Annotated in this window: 20 protein-coding genes; 6 read left to right on the top strand and 14 right to left on the bottom strand. The window is 70.4% G+C overall.

Annotated features, from left to right (window positions below):
* Position 1 precedes the first annotated feature (1 nt).
* The 3 genes from dapD to DTB53_RS09730 all read right to left on the bottom strand — a co-directional run bounded on the left by dapD (position 2) and on the right by DTB53_RS09730 (position 2,254).
* The gene (gene dapD, locus DTB53_RS09745) at positions 2-1,000 is read right to left on the bottom strand and encodes a 2,3,4,5-tetrahydropyridine-2,6-dicarboxylate N-succinyltransferase (protein ID WP_003969904.1); all 999 of its coding nucleotides are present in this window, start codon (positions 998-1,000) and stop codon (positions 2-4) included.
* 331 nt (positions 1,001-1,331) lie between these two features.
* A complete protein-coding gene (locus tag DTB53_RS09735; RefSeq protein ID WP_012381414.1) occupies positions 1,332-1,928 on the bottom strand; it encodes a TetR/AcrR family transcriptional regulator in 597 nt (198 codons plus the stop codon).
* A complete protein-coding gene (locus DTB53_RS09730) occupies positions 1,928-2,254 on the bottom strand; it encodes a DMT family transporter (protein ID WP_003969900.1) in 327 nt (108 codons plus the stop codon). The genes DTB53_RS09735 and DTB53_RS09730 overlap by 1 nt, the downstream gene beginning before the upstream one ends.
* A 287-nt stretch (positions 2,255-2,541) precedes the next feature.
* Between DTB53_RS09730 and DTB53_RS09725 the strand changes: the two genes are divergently transcribed.
* Positions 2,542-3,528 (top strand): DUF7847 domain-containing protein, encoded by a 987-nt coding sequence (locus tag DTB53_RS09725; RefSeq protein ID WP_012381413.1) that lies wholly within the window; start codon positions 2,542-2,544, stop codon positions 3,526-3,528.
* 22 nt (positions 3,529-3,550) lie between these two features.
* Here DTB53_RS09725 and DTB53_RS09720 read toward each other — a convergent pair whose 3' ends face one another.
* From DTB53_RS09720 to DTB53_RS09680, 9 genes are all read right to left on the bottom strand, one after another.
* The gene (locus DTB53_RS09720; protein WP_003969898.1) at positions 3,551-3,916 is read right to left on the bottom strand and encodes a VOC family protein; all 366 of its coding nucleotides are present in this window, start codon (positions 3,914-3,916) and stop codon (positions 3,551-3,553) included.
* Between the two features lie 54 nt (positions 3,917-3,970).
* Positions 3,971-4,309 (bottom strand): metal-sulfur cluster assembly factor, encoded by a 339-nt coding sequence (locus DTB53_RS09715; RefSeq protein WP_003969897.1) that lies wholly within the window; start codon positions 4,307-4,309, stop codon positions 3,971-3,973.
* Positions 4,306-4,761 carry a Fe-S cluster assembly sulfur transfer protein SufU gene (sufU, locus tag DTB53_RS09710; RefSeq protein ID WP_003969896.1) on the bottom strand — a complete coding sequence of 152 codons (456 nt, stop codon included), beginning with the start codon at positions 4,759-4,761 and terminating at the stop codon, positions 4,306-4,308. Before sufU ends, DTB53_RS09715 begins: the two co-directional genes overlap by 4 nt.
* Positions 4,762-4,771: 10 nt before the next feature.
* On the bottom strand, positions 4,772-6,040 hold the full coding sequence (locus DTB53_RS09705) for a cysteine desulfurase (protein WP_003969895.1): 1,269 nt from the start codon (positions 6,038-6,040) through the stop codon (positions 4,772-4,774).
* Entirely contained in the window at positions 6,037-6,801 is a 765-nt protein-coding gene (gene sufC / locus DTB53_RS09700; protein ID WP_003969894.1) for a Fe-S cluster assembly ATPase SufC, read from the bottom strand. The genes DTB53_RS09705 and sufC overlap by 4 nt, the downstream gene beginning before the upstream one ends.
* 7 nt (positions 6,802-6,808) lie before the next feature.
* On the bottom strand, positions 6,809-7,126 hold the full coding sequence (locus DTB53_RS09695; protein WP_003969893.1) for a bifunctional 3-phenylpropionate/cinnamic acid dioxygenase ferredoxin subunit: 318 nt from the start codon (positions 7,124-7,126) through the stop codon (positions 6,809-6,811).
* Positions 7,126-8,307 (bottom strand): Fe-S cluster assembly protein SufD, encoded by a 1,182-nt coding sequence (gene sufD, locus DTB53_RS09690; protein ID WP_012381412.1) that lies wholly within the window; start codon positions 8,305-8,307, stop codon positions 7,126-7,128. The genes DTB53_RS09695 and sufD overlap by 1 nt, the downstream gene beginning before the upstream one ends.
* A gap of 104 nt (positions 8,308-8,411) precedes the next feature.
* Positions 8,412-9,833, bottom strand: coding sequence for a Fe-S cluster assembly protein SufB (gene sufB, locus DTB53_RS09685; RefSeq protein WP_003969891.1), 1,422 nt, complete (start codon positions 9,831-9,833; stop codon positions 8,412-8,414).
* Positions 9,830-10,573 (bottom strand): helix-turn-helix transcriptional regulator, encoded by a 744-nt coding sequence (locus tag DTB53_RS09680; protein WP_012381411.1) that lies wholly within the window; start codon positions 10,571-10,573, stop codon positions 9,830-9,832. The genes sufB and DTB53_RS09680 overlap by 4 nt, the downstream gene beginning before the upstream one ends.
* Positions 10,574-10,709: 136 nt before the next feature.
* Between DTB53_RS09680 and DTB53_RS09675 the strand changes: the two genes are divergently transcribed.
* The 3 genes from DTB53_RS09675 to DTB53_RS09665 all read left to right on the top strand — a co-directional run bounded on the left by DTB53_RS09675 (position 10,710) and on the right by DTB53_RS09665 (position 13,490).
* On the top strand, positions 10,710-11,651 hold the full coding sequence (locus tag DTB53_RS09675) for an ABC transporter ATP-binding protein (protein ID WP_003969889.1): 942 nt from the start codon (positions 10,710-10,712) through the stop codon (positions 11,649-11,651).
* On the top strand, positions 11,648-12,415 hold the full coding sequence (locus DTB53_RS09670) for an ABC transporter permease (RefSeq protein ID WP_012381410.1): 768 nt from the start codon (positions 11,648-11,650) through the stop codon (positions 12,413-12,415). The genes DTB53_RS09675 and DTB53_RS09670 overlap by 4 nt, the downstream gene beginning before the upstream one ends.
* Before the next feature lie 88 nt (positions 12,416-12,503).
* The gene (locus tag DTB53_RS09665; RefSeq protein WP_003969887.1) at positions 12,504-13,490 is read left to right on the top strand and encodes a COX15/CtaA family protein; all 987 of its coding nucleotides are present in this window, start codon (positions 12,504-12,506) and stop codon (positions 13,488-13,490) included.
* Positions 13,491-13,682: 192 nt separating this feature from the next.
* On the opposite strand, the gene DTB53_RS09660 is transcribed toward DTB53_RS09665, so the two are convergent.
* Both DTB53_RS09660 and DTB53_RS09655 read right to left on the bottom strand, forming a co-directional pair.
* A complete protein-coding gene (locus tag DTB53_RS09660) occupies positions 13,683-14,060 on the bottom strand; it encodes a hypothetical protein (protein ID WP_012381409.1) in 378 nt (125 codons plus the stop codon).
* A 93-nt stretch (positions 14,061-14,153) separates the two neighbouring features.
* On the bottom strand, positions 14,154-15,107 hold the full coding sequence (locus DTB53_RS09655; RefSeq protein WP_030705101.1) for a heme o synthase: 954 nt from the start codon (positions 15,105-15,107) through the stop codon (positions 14,154-14,156).
* Positions 15,108-15,394: 287 nt separating this feature from the next.
* Here DTB53_RS09655 and tkt point away from each other — a divergent pair, with 287 nt between their 5' ends.
* Complete coding sequence (tkt, locus tag DTB53_RS09650; RefSeq protein ID WP_012381407.1) at positions 15,395-17,497, top strand: transketolase; 2,103 nt, start codon at positions 15,395-15,397, stop codon at positions 17,495-17,497.
* 34 nt (positions 17,498-17,531) lie between these two features.
* Positions 17,532-18,650 carry a transaldolase gene (gene tal, locus DTB53_RS09645; protein ID WP_030705105.1) on the top strand — a complete coding sequence of 373 codons (1,119 nt, stop codon included), beginning with the start codon at positions 17,532-17,534 and terminating at the stop codon, positions 18,648-18,650.

Here is an 18,650-nt window from a genome sequence, read left to right as displayed (position 1 = left end):
GTCAGTTGTGGGCGTGCAGGACCTCGTTGAGACCGCCCCACACCGCGTTGTTCGGGCGGGCCTCGACGGTGCCGGTGACCGAGTTGCGGCGGAAGAGGATGTTGGAGGCGCCGGACAGCTCGCGGGCCTTGACGACCTGGCCGTCCGGCAGCGTGATCCGGGTGCCGGCGGTGACGTACAGGCCGGCCTCGACGACGCACTCGTCGCCGAGCGCGATCCCGACGCCCGCCTCCGCGCCGACCAGGCACCGCTCGCCGATGACGATGCGCTCCGTGCCACCGCCGGAGAGGGTGCCCATGGTGGACGCGCCGCCGCCGATGTCGGAGCCGTCGCCGACGACGACGCCCGCGGAGATGCGGCCCTCGACCATGGAGGTGCCGAGCGTGCCCGCGTTGAAGTTGACGAAGCCCTCGTGCATGACGGTGGTCCCGGCGGCGAGGTGCGCGCCGAGCCGGACACGGTCGGCGTCGGCGATGCGTACGCCCTTGGGGGCGACGTAGTCCGTCATCCGGGGGAACTTGTCGACCGAGGTGACCTGGAGGTGCAGGCCCTCGGCGCGGGCGTTGAGCCGCACCCGCTCCAGGTCGTCGACGGCCACCGGGCCGAGCGAGGTCCAGGCGACGTTGGCGAGCAGTCCGAACATGCCGTCGAGGTTCTGGCCGTGCGGCCGGACGAGCCGGTGCGAGAGCAGGTGCAGACGCAGGTAGGCGTCGTGCGCGTCGAGCGGCTTGTCGTCGAGCGAGGAGATGACCGTGGCCACGGCGACGACCTCGACGCCACGCCGGGCGTCCACGCCGAGCGCCTTGGCGGCGCCCTCGCCGAGCCGGTTGACGGCCTCGTCCGGGCTGAGGCGCGTCGTGCCGGCCGGGCCGGGGTCGGAGGTCAGCTCGGGGGCGGGGAACCAGGTGTCGAGGACGGTGCCGTCACCGGCGACGGTGGCGAGGCCGGCGGCGACGGCGCCGGTGGTGCGGGCAGAACCCTGGGAAGTCGTGTCGGTCATGAACAGCAACCTAACCGGCCGGGGCCCGCTCGGGCGAACCGGTCTCAGCGTGCGGCCCCCGGCCCGCCACCCGCGCCCGCTTCCCCGGTCCGGGCCACCGCCGCGCCGCCGGCACCGCTCCTCCCGCGCCCGCCGAGGGCAGGGCGCCCAGCGGCCAGAGGAGAGCGGGGGCGCCGCGTACAGGGCGGCGCCCCGCGGAGGGGCGAGCACCTGGCCGCTGATAGGCGCTCTACCCGGTCACGGACATCGGGGCAAGCGTGCGCGAGGCGCTCGAAGCGGTCCGCCGGGCTGCGGACCGAGCGGACCGAGCGGGCCGCCCGAGGCCGTCGGCTCAGCCGCCGCCGTCCACGATCCTGCCGAGCATCTCGCGGGTGCGGGGCGCGTCGAACGCCCCGCCGGTGAGCAGCACCTGGAGGCAGACGCCGTCCATCAGCGCGACGAGCGCCCGCGCGGTCTCCCGGTCGGTGCGCCGGGACAGCAGCTCGACGGCCTCCTCGGTCCATTCGGCGGCGACGGGACGCAGCACGGGGCGGCGCAGGGCCGCGAGGTAGAGCTCGTACTCCAGCTCGATCGCCCCGCGTTCCCCCGCGAACCACCGGCCCAGCAACCGCGTCAGCTCCTCCGCGAGACCGGCAGGTCCGGCAGGCCCGTCGGGACCGGCAGGCCCGGTGGGGCCGGAGACGCCGCCGGGTCCCGCCAGGGCCTGGCTGCCCCGCAGTTCCCGCACGAAGTTGTCGTTGTACCGGCGCAGGGCGGCGACCAGGAGTTCGTCCAGCGAGCCGAAGTGGTACGTGGTCGAGCCGAGCGGCACATCGGCCTCGGCGGCCACGGTCCGGTGGCTGAGGCCGGCTATGCCGTCGGCCGCGATCACCCGTAGCGCCGCGTCGACGATCCGCTCCCGCCGCCCGGGGTCGTAGCGCCGGGCCATCAGTGCGCCCCTCCCAGGTTGAGGACGACGACCCCGGCCACGATCAGGGCGATGCCCGTGATCTTGACCAGGCCGCTGGACTCACCCAGGAACAGGATGCCGATGAGGGCGACGGCCGCGGTGCCGACGCCGGCCCAGATGGCGTAGGCGGTGCCCACGGAGAGCGTCTTGAGGGTCTGCGCGAGCAGGGTGAAGGCGATGAGGTAGCCCACCACGGTGCCGAGCGAGGGCCAGAGCCGGGTGAAGCCCTCGCTGTACTTCATGGCCGTCGTCCCGGCCACCTCCGCCGCGATGGCGGCGGCCAGAAGTCCGTATGCGTATCCCATGCGGACGACTGTACCCAACGTTGCGTACGACCGTACATATCATCGGCCCACGTCGGGGGCGTTACGGTGTGCCGACCGAACACACGGCCCGTGACCCGGGCCGACGACACGACGGAGACGCAGTGGCGCAGGACGCAGGGTGGGGCGGCGGCCCGTACGGGGGCGCACCTCACGGTGGGGGGCCCTTCCACGGGGGCGCGCAGGGACCGGGCGGGGGATGGCACAGCGGGTGGGCCGCACCGCCCAAACCGGGGGTCATACCCCTGGCGCCGCTGAGGGTCTCGGACATGCTCAGCGGCGCCTTCTCGACGCTCGGGCGGTACTGGAAACCGTTGATCGGCATCGCCCTGACGCTGTTCGGCGCGGCGGCGCTCGTGATGATCGCGGCGCTGGTGGCCATCGGCGCCGCCGTGGCGAGCCAGTGGGACGAGCTGACGGCCGGCTCCTCGGGCTCGCCGGACGCGGAGGAACTGGTCCCGCTGATCGTCGCGTTCGGCGTGCTGATGGTCATCGGCATGATCGTCTATCTGCTGGCGTCCGCGGTGGTGCAGGCGGCGGTCCCCGTCGTCCTCCAGGAGGCCGTCCTGGGCCGCCCGGTCCGCTTCGGGGAGGTCTGGAGGAGGGCGTGGGCGCGGGTCTGGTCGATCCTCGGGACGGTGTTCCTGACCGGGCTGATCATGGCCGTCCCGATGGCGCTCATGATGGGCGCCGTCGCCGGGCTGATGATCTACGCCGCCTCCCTGGGCGACGAGGGCGGCGCCGTGCCGCTGATGGTGGTCGGCTTCCTCGGCGCCCTGCTCATCGCACCGGTGGCGATGTGGCTCTACGTCCGCTTCTCGCTGGCCCCGACGGTCGTGGTCTTCGAGCACCAGCGCCCGGTCGCCGCCCTGCGCCGCTCGGTCCAGCTGGTGCGCGGCAACTGGTGGCGGGTCTTCGGCGTCTGGCTGCTCGCCGTCGGACTCGCGGCCGCGCTCGGCTACATGATCCAGGTGCCGTTCCAGATGGTCGGCCTGCTCCCCGGCGTGTTCGACCCGGCGGACCTCGACGCGGACCCGAGCGGCGGGCAGATCATCGCGATGCTCGGCGGCGTGCTGCTGCTGTCGTTCATCAGCCAGATGATCTCCCAGCTGTTCACCGCGATCTTCCCGCCGCTGGTGGTCGGCCTGCTCTACGTCGACCTGCGGATGCGCGCCGAGAACCTGGGCCCGGTACTGGCCGAGGCGGCGGCCGCGACCCTGCCCGAGCAGTACGGCCCGCCGCCCGCCCACGTCTGAGGGCGGGGGGGGCGGGCCGGGCTCAGTCGGTCAGGGTCCGTTTGGGGCGCAGCACACAGAACTCGTTGCCCTCCGGATCGGCCAGCACCACGAAGGTGGCGTCCGCCCCCTGGCCGACGTCCACCCGCCGGGCGCCGAGGGCGAGGATCCGCTCGACCTCGACGTCCTGGTCGTCCGGAGTCAGATCGATGTGCAACCGGTTCTTGACGGTCTTGCCCTCCGGCACGGGGAGGAAGCACATACCGGGCAGCGCGGTCTCGTGAGCGCCGATGATGATCTCCTTCTCGTGCTCGAAAAGCACCTGCCAGTCCAGCACCGCGCTCCAGAAGCGGGCCAGGAGCGGCAGATCGTGCGCGTCGACGGCGATGTGGTAAAGGGAAACGGCCATGCCCGCCAGTCTGCCTGGCGGGCATGGCCGTTCAACAACTCCGGGCGGAGTGTGTCAGACGTTGAACCCCAGCGCGCGGAGCTGCTCGCGTCCGTCGTCGGTGATCTTGTCCGGGCCCCACGGCGGCATCCAGACCCAGTTGATCCGGAGCTCGTTGACGATGCCGTCCGTGGCGGACTTCGCCTGGTCCTCGATGACGTCGGTCAGCGGGCAGGCCGCGGACGTCAGGGTCATGTCGAGGGTGGCGATGTTGGCGTCGTCGACGTGGATGCCGTAGATCAGGCCCAGGTTGACGACGTCGATGCCCAGCTCGGGGTCGACGACGTCGTACAACGCCTCGCGGACCTCCTCCTCGGAGGCCGGCTTCATGGTCGCGGTCTCGTTGTCGCTCATGCGGTCTTCCCTTCGGACAGCGCCTTGGCCGTCGCGTCCTTCCACGCCATCCAGCTCAGCAGCGCGCACTTGACCCGGGCGGGGTACTTGGAGACGCCGGCGAACGCGACCGCGTCCTCCAGCACCTCCTCCATCGCGTCGTCCGGCTCCAGCTGGCCCTTGGACTGCATCAGCTCCAGGAAGGCGTCCTGGATCCTCTGCGCCTGGGACAGCTCCTTGCCGACGAGCAGCTCGTTCAGCACGGAGGCGGAGGCCTGGCTGATGGAGCAGCCCTGGCCCTCGTAGCTCACGTCGGCGATGGTCTCGCCGTCGTACTTCACCCGGAGCGTGATCTCGTCGCCGCACGTCGGATTCACGTGGTGCACCTCGGCGTCGCCGTCCCGCAGGCCGCGCCCGTGGGGGTGCTTGTAGTGGTCCAGGATCACTTCCTGGTACATGGAATCAAGCTTCACCAGTCAGCCCTCAGCCGAAGAAGTTCCGGACGTGCTCCAGACCGTCCACCAGGGCGTCGACCTCGGCGGGCGTGGAGTACAGATAGAACGACGCTCGCGTCGTCGCGGGAATTCCGTACCGCAGGCAGACCGGGCGGGCGCAGTGGTGGCCGACCCGGACGGCGATGCCCAGCTCGTCGAGGACCTGTCCCACGTCGTGCGGGTGGATGTCGCCGAGCGTGAAGGAGATCGTGGCCCCGCGGTCCTCGGCCGTCGCCGGACCGATGATCCGCAGGTCCGGGACCTCCAGGAGGCGCTTCACCGCGTACTCGGTGATCGCCTTCTCGTGGGCGTGGATCTTCTCCATGCCGATCGAGGAGAGGTAGTCCACGGCCGCGCCGAGGCCGACGGCCTGGGCGATCGGGGGCGTACCGGCCTCGAACTTGTGGGGTGCCGGAGCATACGTCGAGGAGTGCATCGACACGGTCTCGATCATCTCGCCGCCGCCGAGGAACGGAGGCAGGTCCTCCAGGAGCTCCTGCCGTCCCCACAGCACGCCGATGCCCGTCGGGCCGACCATCTTGTGACCGGTGAAGGCCACGAAGTCCGCCTGGAGCGCCTGCACGTCGAGCACCATGTGCGGGGCCGCCTGCGAGGCGTCGATGCAGACCAGCGCGCCGACCTGCTGGGCGCGGCGGATGATCTGCTCGACCGGGTTGACGGTGCCCAGGATGTTGGAGACCAGCGTGAAGGAGACGATCTTCGTCTTCTCGGTGATGATCTCGTCGATGTTCGACAGGTCGAGCCGGCCGTCGTCGGTGATGCCGAACCACTTCAGCTTCGCGCCGGTGCGCTGCGCGAGCAGCTGCCACGGCACGATGTTGGAGTGGTGCTCCATCTCCGTGGTGACGATCTCGGTCTCGCGGTCCACCCGATAGGGCTCGTCCGCCCAGCCGAGCATGTTCGCCACGAGGTTCAGCGACTCCGAGGCGTTCTTCGTGAAGATCACCTCGTCGCGGCTGGGTGCGTTGATGAAGGCGGCGACCTTGTCGCGGGCGCCCTCGTACAGCGCGGTGGCCTCCTCGGCGATCGTGTAGACGCCGCGGTGCACGTTCGCGTTGTGGCGCTCGTAGTACGTGTTGAGCGCGTCGAGGACCTGGCGCGGCTTCTGCGAGGTCGCCGCGGAGTCCAGGTACACGACCTTCTTGCCGTCGTGGACCGTGCGGTCCAGGAGCGGGAAGTCCTTGCGGATCGCCTCGGTGTCGAGGAGGCCGGTGAGCCCCTGTCGGGCGTCAGTCACGCGGAAGCGCCACCCTTCGTGTAGGCCTCGTAGCCCTCGTTCTCCAGCTGGTCGGCCAGCTCGGCGCCGCCGGAGGCCGCGATCCGGCCGTTGGCGAAGACGTGCACGAAGTCGGGCTTGATGTACTTCAGGATGCGGGTGTAGTGCGTGATCAGCAGGGTGCCGACCTCGCCGGTCTCGCGCACCCGGTTGACGCCCTCGGAGACGGTCTTGAGCGCGTCGACGTCCAGGCCGGAGTCGGTCTCGTCCAGAACGGCGATCTTCGGCTTGAGGAGCTCCAGCTGGAGGATCTCGTGGCGCTTCTTCTCACCGCCGGAGAAGCCCTCGTTGACGTTGCGCTCGGCGAAGGACGGGTCCATCTGGAGCCCGGCCATCGTCTCCTTGACCTCCTTGACCCACGTACGCAGCTTGGGGGCCTCGCCGCGGACGGCGGTGGCGGAGGTGCGCAGGAAGTTGGAGACCGAGACACCGGGGATCTCGACCGGGTACTGCATGGCGAGGAACAGGCCGGCGCGGGCCCGCTCGTCGACGGACATCTCCAGGACGTCCTCGCCGTCCAGGGTGACGGTGCCCCCGGTGATCGTGTACTTGGGGTGGCCGGCGAGCGAGTACGCGAGGGTGGACTTGCCGGACCCGTTGGGGCCCATGATGGCGTGGGTCTCGCCCTGCTTCACGGTCAGGTCGACGCCCTTGAGGATCTCCTTCGTGGCGTTGTCGGCCTCGACGGTGACGTGCAGGTCGCGGATTTCAAGCGTTGCCATGGGTGACTCAGGACTCCTGGGTGACGGAGACGAGCACATCGTCCCCTTCGATCTTTACGGGGTATACGGGGACGGGGCGCGTCGCGGGAAGACCGGACGGCTTGCCGGTGCGGAGGTCGAACGACGATCCGTGCAGCCAGCACTCGATCGCGCAGTCCTCCACCTCGCCCTCCGAGAGGGACACGTTCGCGTGCGAGCAGATGTCGTTGATCGCGAACACCTCGCCCTCGGTGCGGACGACGGAGACGGGTGTGCCGTCGAGCTCCACCCGCTTGGGGGTGTCGTCCTCCAGCTCACTCAGCGCACAGGCCTTGACGAAGGACATCAGACGGACGCCTTCAGCTCGGCCTCGATCTTCTCGATGAGCCGCTCCTCGACGTCCGGCAGACCGATCTGCTGGACCAGCTCGGCGAAGAAGCCGCGCACGACGAGACGGCGGGCCTCCTCGGCCGGGATACCGCGGGACTGGAGGTAGAACAGCTGCTCGTCGTCGAAGCGGCCGGTCGCCGAGGCGTGGCCGGCGCCGACGATCTCGCCGGTCTCGATCTCCAGGTTGGGCACGGAGTCGACCCGGGCGCCGTCGGTGAGGACGAGGTTCCGGTTCATCTCGTAGGTGTCGGTGCCCTCGGCCGCGGCCTGGATGAGGACGTCGCCGATCCATACGGCGTGCGCGCCGTCGCCCTGGAGGGCGCCCTTGTACACCGCGTTGGACTTGCAGTGCGGGGTGTTGTGGTCGACCAGGAGGCGGTGCTCCTGGTGCTGGCCCTTGTCGGTGAAGTACAGGCCGAAGAGCTCCGCCTCGCCGCCGGTGGCCGCGTAGGCCACACGGGGGTGCAGGCGCACGACGTCGCCGCCGAAGGTGACGACGATCGACTTGAAGGAGGCGTCCCGGCCGACCAGCGCGTTGTGCTGGCCGACGTGGACGGCCGTGTCGTCCCAGTCCTGGACGGAGACGACGGTCAGCTTCGCGCCGTCGCCCAGCACGTAGTCGACGTTGGCGGCGAGCACCGCGTCACCGGTGTGGTCGATGACGACGACGGCCTCGGCGAAGGCGCCCAGTTGGATGAGCTGGTGGCCGTAGGCGGTGCCGCCCTCGCCGTGCACGGCGATCCGGATCGGCTCGGTGAGCACGGCTTCCTTGGCGACCGTGACGATCGAGGCCTGCTCGAAGGAGCTGTACGCCTGGGCGGCGACCCGGTCCACCGGGGTGCCGGCCTTGCCGAGCCGGGAGTCGTCGCGCCCGACGGTCTCGACGGTGACGCCCTCGGGCGCCTCGATCGCGACCTTGACGCCGCCGCCGTTCGCGACCGCGGTCCCGTCGTGCAGACCGCGCAGCCGCTCCAGCGGCGTGAAGCGCCACTCCTCCTCGCGGCCGTGCGGGACGGGGAAGTCCACGACGTCGAAGGACGGGGGTGCGCTCATGCGGGTGGCGACGGTCGACTCGGCGGCCACCGCGATGGAGCCGACGGTGGTGGAGCCCACCGGAGTGTTCTGAGCCTCAGCCATGGCTGTCGTAGTGCTCGCTTTCTCAGTCAAGAAGGGGGGTGGTTCGGTGGGAGGGCGGGGGCGGCCGCACGACGGCCGCCCCACGGGGGTCCTCGGGTGAGGACCTAGCCGACCGAACCCTCCATCTGCAGCTCGATCAGCCGGTTGAGCTCCAGGGCGTACTCCATGGGCAGCTCCTTCGCGATCGGCTCGACGAAGCCGCGCACGATCATCGCCATGGCCTCGAACTCGGTGAGTCCGCGGCTCATGAGGTAGAAGAGCTGGTCCTCGGAGACCTTGGAGACGGTCGCCTCGTGGCCCATCGACACGTCGTCCTCGCGGACGTCGACGTAGGGGTAGGTGTCCGAGCGGGAGATCGTGTCGACGAGCAGAGCGTCGCAGAGCACGTTCGACTTCGCGCCCGGCGCGCCCTCGCCGATCTCGATCAGTCCGCGGTAGGACGTACGGCCACCGCCGCGCGCCACCGACTTGGAGACGATGTTCGAGGAGGTGTTCGGGGCCATGTGGACCATCTTGGCGCCGGCGTCCTGGTGCTGGCCCTCGCCGGCGAAGGCGATGGACAGGGTCTCGCCCTTGGCGTGCTCGCCCATCAGGTAGACGGCCGGGTACTTCATGGTCACCTTGGAGCCGATGTTGCCGTCGACCCACTCCATGGTCGCGCCCTCGTAGGCCACGGCCCGCTTGGTGACCAGGTTGTAGACGTTGTTCGACCAGTTCTGGATGGTCGTGTAGCGGCAGCGGCCGCCCTTCTTCACGATGATCTCCACCACGGCGCTGTGCAGCGAGTCCGAGGAGTAGATCGGGGCGGTGCAGCCCTCGACGTAGTGGACGTAGGCGTCCTCGTCGACGATGATCAGCGTCCGCTCGAACTGGCCCATGTTCTCCGTGTTGATACGGAAGTAGGCCTGGAGCGGGATGTCCACGTGGACGCCCTTGGGCACGTAGATGAACGATCCGCCGGACCACACGGCCGTGTTCAGCGAGGCGAACTTGTTGTCACCGACGGGGATGACGGTGCCGAAGTACTCCTTGAAGAGCTCCGGGTGCTCCTTCAGCGCGGTGTCGGTGTCCAGGAAGATGACGCCCTGCTCCTCCAGGTCCTCGCGGATCTGGTGGTAGACGACCTCGGACTCGTACTGCGCGGCGACGCCGGCGACGAGGCGCTGCTTCTCCGCCTCGGGGATGCCGAGCTTGTCGTACGTGTTCTTGATGTCCTCGGGCAGGTCCTCCCAGGAGGCCGCCTGCTTCTCCGTGGAACGCACGAAGTACTTGATGTTGTCGAAGTCGATGCCCGAGAGGTCGGAGCCCCAGTTCGGCATGGGCTTCTTGCCGAACAGCTTGAGGCCCTTGAGCCGCAGCTTCAGCATCCACTCGGGCTCGTTCTTCTTCTCCGAGATGTCGCGGACGACAGCCTCGGAGAGACCGCGCTTCGCCGCCGCGCCTGCCGCGTCGGAGTCGGCCCAGCCGAATTCGTACGTACCCAGACCCTCGAGCTCAGGGTGGGCAGTCTCCGTGGGGAGCGTCATGCGGGGTTCCTCCCGGCCGTGCTTGCAGATGCTGAATGGGTGGTCTGTGGGGGTGGAGCGTGGCCACTTCGCGGCACGTAGGTCGTGCACACGCCGTCGCCGTGGGCGAGGGTGGCCAGACGCTGCACATGGGTCCCGAGGAGGCTGGAGAAGAATTCCGTCTCCGCCTCGCACAGCTGTGGGAACTGCTCGGCGACATGCGCCACCGGGCAGTGGTGCTGGCACAGCTGCTCGCCCTGCTGCGGGCCCGGCGCGCTTCGCGCCATAGCAGCGTACCCGTCGGCCGACAGGGCCTTGGCCAGGGCCTCGGTGCGCTCCTCGGGCGCCGCGGCCTCGACCCGGGCGCGGTACGCCTCGCCGACCGCGGCCATCCGGGCACGGGCGAAGGCGAGGACCGCCTCGTCGCCCCCGGACTCGGCGATGAAGCGCAGGGCGTCCGCGGCGAGCTTGTCGTAGGACTGGTCGAAGGCGTCCCGGCCGCAGTCCGTCAGGGCGAACACCTTGGCGGGCCTGCCGCGGGTCCGCGCCCCGTAGACCCGCTGTTCGCGGGCTTCGACGACATCGTCGGAGACGAGGGCGTCCAGGTGGCGGCGGACGGCGGCCTGGGTGAGGCCGACGCGCTTGGCGAGGTCCGCGACGGTGGAGGGGCCGTGGTCCAGGATGGAGCGCGCGACCCGGTTGCGCGTCGAGCGCTCACCGGTCGCGAGTTCCTCCTGAGGAGCCCGTCCGTCGTATTTCACAACACCATTGTTGCGTAATTCATTCGGCTCTGACAACCACGGTCCGGAACGATCAACGGTGTGGTTCGTCACTTAGGGTTACCTAATCTGGCCCCGCGGGACGGCCCCTCCGCCGCGCTGCCTAGACTGGTGCGCCATGGAGAACGAGCCCGTCGTACAGGTCAGCGGCCTGGTGAAGCGGTACGGCGCGAAGACCGCGGTGAACGGCCTCGATCTGGTGGTCGCGACCGGCGCGGTGACCGCCGTCCTCGGCCCGAACGGCGCCGGGAAGACCACCACGATCGAGACCTGCGAGGGCTACCGCCGCCCCGACGCCGGCACCGTACGGGTCCTCGGCCTCGACCCGGTCGCCGACGCGGAGCGGCTGCGTCCGCGGATCGGGGTGATGCTCCAGTCCGGCGGCGTCTACTCCGGGGCCCGCGCCGACGAGATGCTCCGCCACATGGCCAAGCTGCACGCCCACCCGCTCGACGTGGACGCCCTGATCGAACGGCTCGGCCTCGCCGACTGCGGCCGCACCACCTACCGGCGGCTCTCCGGCGGCCAGCAGCAGCGCCTCTCCCTGGCGATGGCGGTCGTCGGCCGGCCCGAGCTGGTCTTCCTGGACGAGCCGACCGCCGGCCTCGACCCGGGGGCCCGCCGCTCCACCTGGGACCTGGTGCGCGAGCTGCGCGCCGACGGCGTGTCCGTCGTGCTGACCACCCACTTCATGGACGAGGCCGAGGCGCTCGCGGACGACGTCGCGATCATCGACGCGGGCCGGGTCATCGCCCAGGGCAGCCCGGAGCAGCTCTGCCGGGGCGGCGCGGAGAACACCCTGCGCTTCACCGGACGCCCGGGCCTCGACCTCGGCTCGCTCGTCAAGGCGCTGCCCGACGGCTCCGGGGCCGCCGAGCCGCTGCCGGGGACGTACCGGATCACCGGGTCCGTCGATCCGCAGCTGCTGGCCACGGTGACCTCCTGGTGCGCCCAGCACGGTGTGATGCCCGAGGGCATCTCCGTGGAGCGGCACACGCTGGAGGACGTCTTCCTCGAACTGACCGGCAAGAAGCTGACCGGCAAGGAGCTGCGCGCATGAGCGCCGGTACGTACACCCCGCGCCCCGGCGCGGCCCCGCTCCCCCGGATGATCGCGGCGCAGACCGCGCTGGAGACGCGGATGCTGCTGCGCAACGGCGAGCAGCTGCTGCTGACGGTGATCATCCCGACGCTGCTGCTGGTGCTGTTCAGCGCGGTCGACATCGTGGACACCGGCTCGGGCGCGTCGGTCGACTTCCTCGCCCCGGGCGTCCTGGCGCTCGCCGTGATGTCCACCGCCTTCACCGGCCAGGCCATCGCCACCGGCTTCGAACGCCGCTACGGGGTCCTCAAGCGGCTGGGGGCCTCCCCGCTGCCGCGCTGGGCGCTGATGACCGCGAAGACGCTGTCGGTGCTGGTCACCGAGGTGCTCCAGATCGCGCTGCTGACGGCGATCGCCTTCGCGCTCGGCTGGTCGCCCGAGGGCAACCCGCTCTCGGTGCTGCTGCTCCTCGTCCTGGGCACCGCCGCGTTCTCCGGGCTGGGGCTGCTGATGGCGGGGACGCTCAAGGCGGAGGCGACGCTCGCCGCCGCCAACCTGGTGTTCCTGCTGCTGCTGGTCGGCGGCGGGGTCATCGTGCCGCTGGACAAGTTCCCGGACGCGGTGCAGTCGGTGCTGGGCCTGCTGCCCGTGTCGGCGCTCTCCGAGGGCCTGCGGGACGTCCTCCAGCACGGTGCGTCGATGCCGTGGGGCCAGGCCGGGATCCTGGTGGTGTGGGCGGTGCTGGGGCTCGGCGCGGCGGCCAGGTTCTTCCGCTGGGAGTAGGCCCGCAGGAGCCGTACGGCTGGACGTGTCCGGGCAACCGGGTACGAACCCACCCCCTCGTGAAAACGTGCACAAGCCCCGTCCTACGATGGTCCGCGTGGAAACCCCCATCTCCCTCATCGCCAAGCGCTGGACGCCGTCCACCAAGGTGGTGAAGCGCGCCGCGCTCTCCGCCGTCCTGATGAGCGTCTTCATCATCGTCACCGGCGGGGCCGTCCGGCTCACCGGTTCGGGCCTCGGCTGCGACACCTGGCCCAAGTGCACCGACGACAGTCTGTTCGCGACGCCCGAACAGGGGCTGCACGGCGCGATCGAGTTCGGCAACCGGATGCTGACCTACGTCCTGTCGGCCGCGGTCGGCTGGGCGATCATCGCCATCAGTGCGGCCAAGCCGCGCCGCCGCAAGCTCGTCCGGCTGGCCTGGCTGCAGTTCTGGATCGTGCTGGGCAACGCCGTCCTCGGCGGGATCACGGTCTGGGCGGGCCTCAACCCCTGGACGGTGGCCGGTCACTTCCTGCTGGCCAACGTGCTCCTCGCGGTCGCCGTGATCACCTGGGTGCGGGTCGGCGAGGGCGACGGTCCGCCGCGCCCCCGCGCCCCGCTGCCGGTGCGGCGCCTGACCTGGGCGATCGTGGCGACCACGGTGGTCCTGATCGTGCTGGGCACCTCGGTCACCGGGTCCGGCAAGCACGCCGGCGACAGCAGCGACGTACCGCGCATGCCGTGGGACTGGTCGGCCGCCGCCCATGTGCACGCGATCTCCGCCTGGGTCGTCTGCGCCCTGGCCATCGCGATGTGGCTGGCCCTGCGGATGGTCGACGCGCCCGCCGACACCCGGGCCCGCGCCCGCGACCTGCTGCTGGTGCTGCTCGCCCAGGGGGCGATCGGGTACGTCCAGTACTTCAGCGACGTCCCCGAGCTCCTGGTCGGCTTCCACATGTTCGGCTCGGCCATCCTCTGGATCGCCGTGATCCGCCTGGTGCTGAGCATGCGCGAGCGCGGCGACGACGCTCCCGCCACGCTGCCCGGCCCGTCGGCCGAGCGGCCGGAGGCGACCGCGGCGACGGCGGTCTGAGGGACCTGCCCCACGCGGGAAGGGGCGGCGGGCCGGTGGCCCGCCGCCCCTTCCTCTTGCCCGCGTTCCGGGATCGGGACGGCCACGGTGGCGGTGTCGCGGGGCTCCCCGTTCCGGGGCTCCCCGGGAGGGCGCGTGCACGGTCCCACGGAAGCCCCGCGTCAGGTGTTGCCCCGCGGCGCCGTGATCGCGTCAGCGGTCGTTGGAGGCTCCGCCGATCTGCATCCCGGCCATCCGGGACCACTCGTACGGGCCGGTGCGGACCTTGAGCGCGAACTCGCCGTCGAACTCGTCGTGCATCGTGATGCCGGACCTGGTCGCCGCCTTCTCGGCCACGGCGTAGGTCGGGGCCACGAGGTCGCCCCAGGCGCCGTCCTCGCCGACCAGGACGATACGGGCGCCCGCCTGGCCGATGTAGGCGAGCTGTCCCTCCGCGCCGCCGTGCTGCTTGGCGAAGGCGCCGATCTCGCGGGCGAGCTTCGCCGCCCTGCGTTCGGCGCGCGCCGCCTTCCTGGCGTCCGTGCGCGAGGTCTGTCCGGTGTCCGCTGCGTCTGCTGCCGTCTCTGCCATGGACAGGATGCTACCGACGGGTAGATGAACTGGCGACGGGCGGGTCGCGTGGCTTGTGCCACGCGACCCGCCCGTCGACGGGAAGAGGGTGCGTCAGCGGAGGAAGGGGTCCACCGCGACGGCGAGGAAGAGGAGGGAGACGTAGGTGATGGACCAGTGGAACAGCCGCATCTCCTTGAGCTTGGCCCCGGTCACCCCGGCCTTGGCCCGGTTCTGCAGGCCGTGGGCCTCCCAGAGCCAGGCGCCGCCGGACAGCAGCGCCACCGCGGTGTAGAACCAGCCGGTGTAGCCGAGCGGGGTGAGCAGCAGTGAGACCGCGACCATCACCCAGCTGTAGAGGACGATCTGCTTGGCGACCACCCGGTTGGTGGCGACCACCGGGAGCATCGGGACGCCGACCCGGGCGTAGTCGTCCTTGACCTTCATCGACAGCGGCCAGTAGTGCGGCGGCGTCCAGAAGAAGATGACGGCGAAGAGGATGACGGCGGCCCAGGAGAGCTCGTTCGTCACGGCCGACCAGCCGATGAGGACCGGCATGCAGCCCGCGATGCCGCCCCAGACGATGTTCTGGGAGGTGCGGCGCTTCAGCAGCATCGTGTAGACGACGACGTAGAAAAGCAGCGCGCCGAGGGCGAGGGCGGCGGAGAGCCAGTTGACGAGCAGGCCGAACCAGACCGTGGAGATCACCGCGAGGGCGATGCCGAAGGCGAGGCATTCGCGGGGGGTGACCATGCCGGTGACCAGCGGGCGCTGGGACGTACGGTCCATCAGCGCGTCGATGTCCCGGTCGATGTACATGTTCAGCGCGTTGGCGCCACCGGCGGAGAGATATCCCCCGATGGTGGTAGTGAGTACGAGCCACAGGTCGGGTACACCCTGGGCAGCGAGGAACATCACCGGAACGGTGGTGATGAGCAACAGCTCGATGATCCGTGGCTTGGTAAGCGCCACGAAGGCCTTGACGCGGGCCCCGGACGGGCGATGGGCCCCCGGGCTGGGAGTCAAGGCGACCCCTGCGGGTCGGGACTCGACGGCCGTCACGCACACCCCTGACAGAGAAATCCCAGCAAGCTCCGGGCGGAGAGGCCCGGTGAAGACTTGCGCGAACCCGTTCACTCTAGACGTTGCGGATACGCCACCCTTCGCGGGGGTGGGGTCGTGTTGGGGGTGACTGTTCACCGGTACGCGCAATCCGCCGGGAGGCGAACTCCACGGGTCGCCCACACCCTGGAAAGTGCTCGGAAAGTGCGCGTGTCAACGGGGGTAGGCTCGACAGCGCCCGGTGCGGTAACAGTCACCGGCTTTACGACAGTGGAGAGGAGCCCTGACTCAGGGTGAGCATCAAGCCGACCACCACAGACCTTCAGTGGACCGATTTGGACCAGCGGGCCGTGGACACCGCCCGCGTTCTCGCCGCGGACGCCGTACAGAAAGTCGGAAACGGCCACCCGGGCACGGCGATGAGCCTGGCTCCCGCCGCGTACACCCTCTTCCAGAAGGTGATGCGGCACGATCCCGCGGACGCCGAGTGGACCGGCCGCGACCGGTTCGTCCTCTCCGCCGGCCACTCCAGCCTGACGCTCTACATCCAGCTCTACCTGGCCGGCTACGGCCTGGAGCTGGATGACCTGAAGGCCTTCCGCACCTGGGGCTCCAAGACCCCGGGCCACCCGGAGTACGGCCACACCACCGGTGTCGAGACGACGACCGGCCCGCTGGGCCAGGGTGTCGCCAACGCGGTGGGCATGGCGATGGCCGCCCGCTACGAGCGCGGTCTCTTCGACCCCGAGGCGGCCCCCGGCACCTCCCCGTTCGACCACATGGTGTGGGCCATCGCGGGTGACGGCTGCCTCCAGGAGGGCATCTCGGCCGAGGCGTCCTCGCTGGCCGGGCACCAGAAGCTGGGCAACCTGGTCCTGCTCTGGGACGACAACCACATCTCCATCGAGGGCGACACGGAGACCGCGGTCTCCGAGGACACCATCAAGCGGTACGAGGCGTACGGCTGGCACGTGCAGCGTGTCGACCAGCTGCCCAGCGGCGACCTGGACCCGGCGGGTCTGTACGCGGCGCTGCAGGCGGCGAAGGCCGAGACCGAGCGCCCCTCGTTCATCGCGGCCCGCTCGATCATCGCCTGGCCCGCCCCGAACGCGCAGAACACCGAGGCCGCGCACGGCTCGGCGCTCGGCGACGACGAGGTCGCGGCGACCAAGCGGGTCCTCGGCTTCGACCCGGAGCAGAGCTTCGAGGTCTCCGACGCGGTCATCGGCCACACCCGTGAGGCACTGGACCGCGGCCGCGAGGCCCGCGCCGAGTGGGACAAGTCGTTCGCCGCGTGGCGCACCGCCAACCCGGAGCGCGCCGCCTCCTTCGACCGGATCGCCGCGGGCGAGCTGCCCGAGGGCTGGGAGGAGAAGCTCCCCGTCTTCGAGCCCGGCAAGGGGCTGGCCACCCGTGCCGCCTCCGGCAAGGTGCTCCAGGCGCTCGGCGAGATCGTGCCCGAGCTGTGGGGCGGCTCCGCCGACCTCGCGGGCTCGAACAACACGACGATCGACAAGACGTCCTCGTTCCTCCCGGTGGGCAACCCGCTGCCGGAGGCCGACCCGTACGGCCGCACGATCCACTTCGGCATCCGCGAGCACGCCATGGCCGCCGCCATGAACGGGATCGCGCTGCACGGCAACACCCGCATCTACGGCGGCACCTTCCTGGTGTTCTCCGACTACATGCGCAACGCGGTGCGCCTGTCCGCGCTGATGCACCTGCCGGTGACGTACGTGTGGACGCACGACTCGATCGGCCTCGGCGAGGACGGCCCGACCCACCAGCCGGTCGAGCACCTGGCCTCGCTGCGCGCCATCCCGGGCCTGAACGTCGTGCGCCCGGCCGACGCCAACGAGACCGCCATCGCCTGGCGCGAGATCCTGCGCCGCTACACCAAGGTGTTCGGCAAGGGCACCCCGCACGGTCTGGCGCTGACCCGGCAGGGTGTGCCGACGTACGAGGCGAACGAGAACGCGGCCAAGGGCGGTTACGTCCTCTTCGAGGCCGAAGGGCCCTCCGGGCAGAACACAGAGCCGCAGGTGCTGCTCATCGCGACCGGTTCCGAGGTCCACGTCGCCGTCGAGGCGCGCGAGCAGCTCCAGGCGGCCGGGGTGCCGACCCGGGTGGTCTCGATGCCGTCGGTCGAGTGGTTCGAGGAGCAGGACCGGGGTTACAAGGACAGCGTGCTGCCGCCGTCGGTGAGGGCGCGCGTCGCCGTCGAGGCGGGCATCGGCCTGACCTGGTACCGGTACGTGGGCGACGCCGGCCGGATCGTCTCGCTGGAGCACTTCGGGGCCTCCGCCGACGCGAAGGTGCTGTTCCGCGAGTTCGGCTTCACGCCGGAGCACGTGGCCGCCGCCGCGCGGGAATCTCTCGAAGCCGCAGCACGCTGACGCCGGTAGATACGACTAGTAGGAGATGCAACTCATGACAGACGCACTCAAGCGCCTCTCCGACGAGGGCGTGGCGATCTGGCTCGACGACCTGTCGCGCAAGCGGATCACGTCCGGCAACCTGGCCGAGCTGATCGACCAGAGCCATGTCGTCGGCGTCACCACCAACCCGTCGATCTTCCAGAAGGCGATCTCCTCGGGCGACGGTTACGAGCAGCAGCTCACCGACCTCGCCGCCCGCAAGGTCACCGTCGAGGAAGCCCTCCGGATGATCACGACGGCGGACGTCCGCGACGCCGCCGACATCCTCCGCCCGGTCTTCGACGCCACGGACGGCCAGGACGGCCGGGTCTCCATCGAGGTCGACCCGCGCCTGGCCCACAACACCCTGGCCACCGTCGCCGAGGCCAAGCAGCTGGCCTGGCTGGTCGACCGGCCGAACACGCTCATCAAGATCCCGGCCACCAAGGCGGGCCTCCCGGCGATCACCGAGACGATCGGCCGGGGCATCAGCGTCAACGTGACGCTGATCTTCTCCCTGGAGCGCTACCGCGCGGTCATGGACGCCTACCTGGCGGGCCTGGAGAAGGCGAAGGCCGCGGGCCTGGACCTCTCCAAGATCCACTCGGTGGCGTCCTTCTTCGTGTCCCGCGTGGACACCGAGATCGACAAGCGTCTGGACGCGATCGGCTCCGACGAGGCGAAGGCCGCCAAGGGCAAGTCCGCACTGGCCAACGCCCGGCTGGCCTACGAGGCGTACGAGGAGGTCTTCTCCTCCGACCGCTGGGCGGCCCTGGACAAGGCGCAGGCGAACAAGCAGCGTCCGCTGTGGGCCTCGACCGGTGTCAAGGACCCGTCGCTGAAGGACACGCTGTACGTCGACGACCTGGTGGCGCCGAACACGGTCAACACCATGCCGGAGGCGACCCTGGACGCCGTGGCCGACCACGGCGAGATCACCGGCAACACCGTCGCCGGCGGCTACGACCAGGCACGCGCGGACCTGGACGCCATCAAGAAGCTCGGCATCTCCTACGACGACGTCGTACAGGTGCTGGAGGACGAGGGCGTCGAGAAGTTCGAGGCGTCCTGGAACGACCTGCTCAAGTCGACCGAGGCGGAGCTCTCGCGCCTCGCCCCCTCGGAGGGCTGA

Origin of the sequence: Streptomyces griseus, assembly GCF_900460065.1 — a bacterium.
Taxonomy (GTDB): domain Bacteria; phylum Actinomycetota; class Actinomycetes; order Streptomycetales; family Streptomycetaceae; genus Streptomyces; species Streptomyces griseus.
Note: the sequence above shows the minus strand (reverse complement) of the source record. Positions and strands in the feature narration are given on the sequence as shown.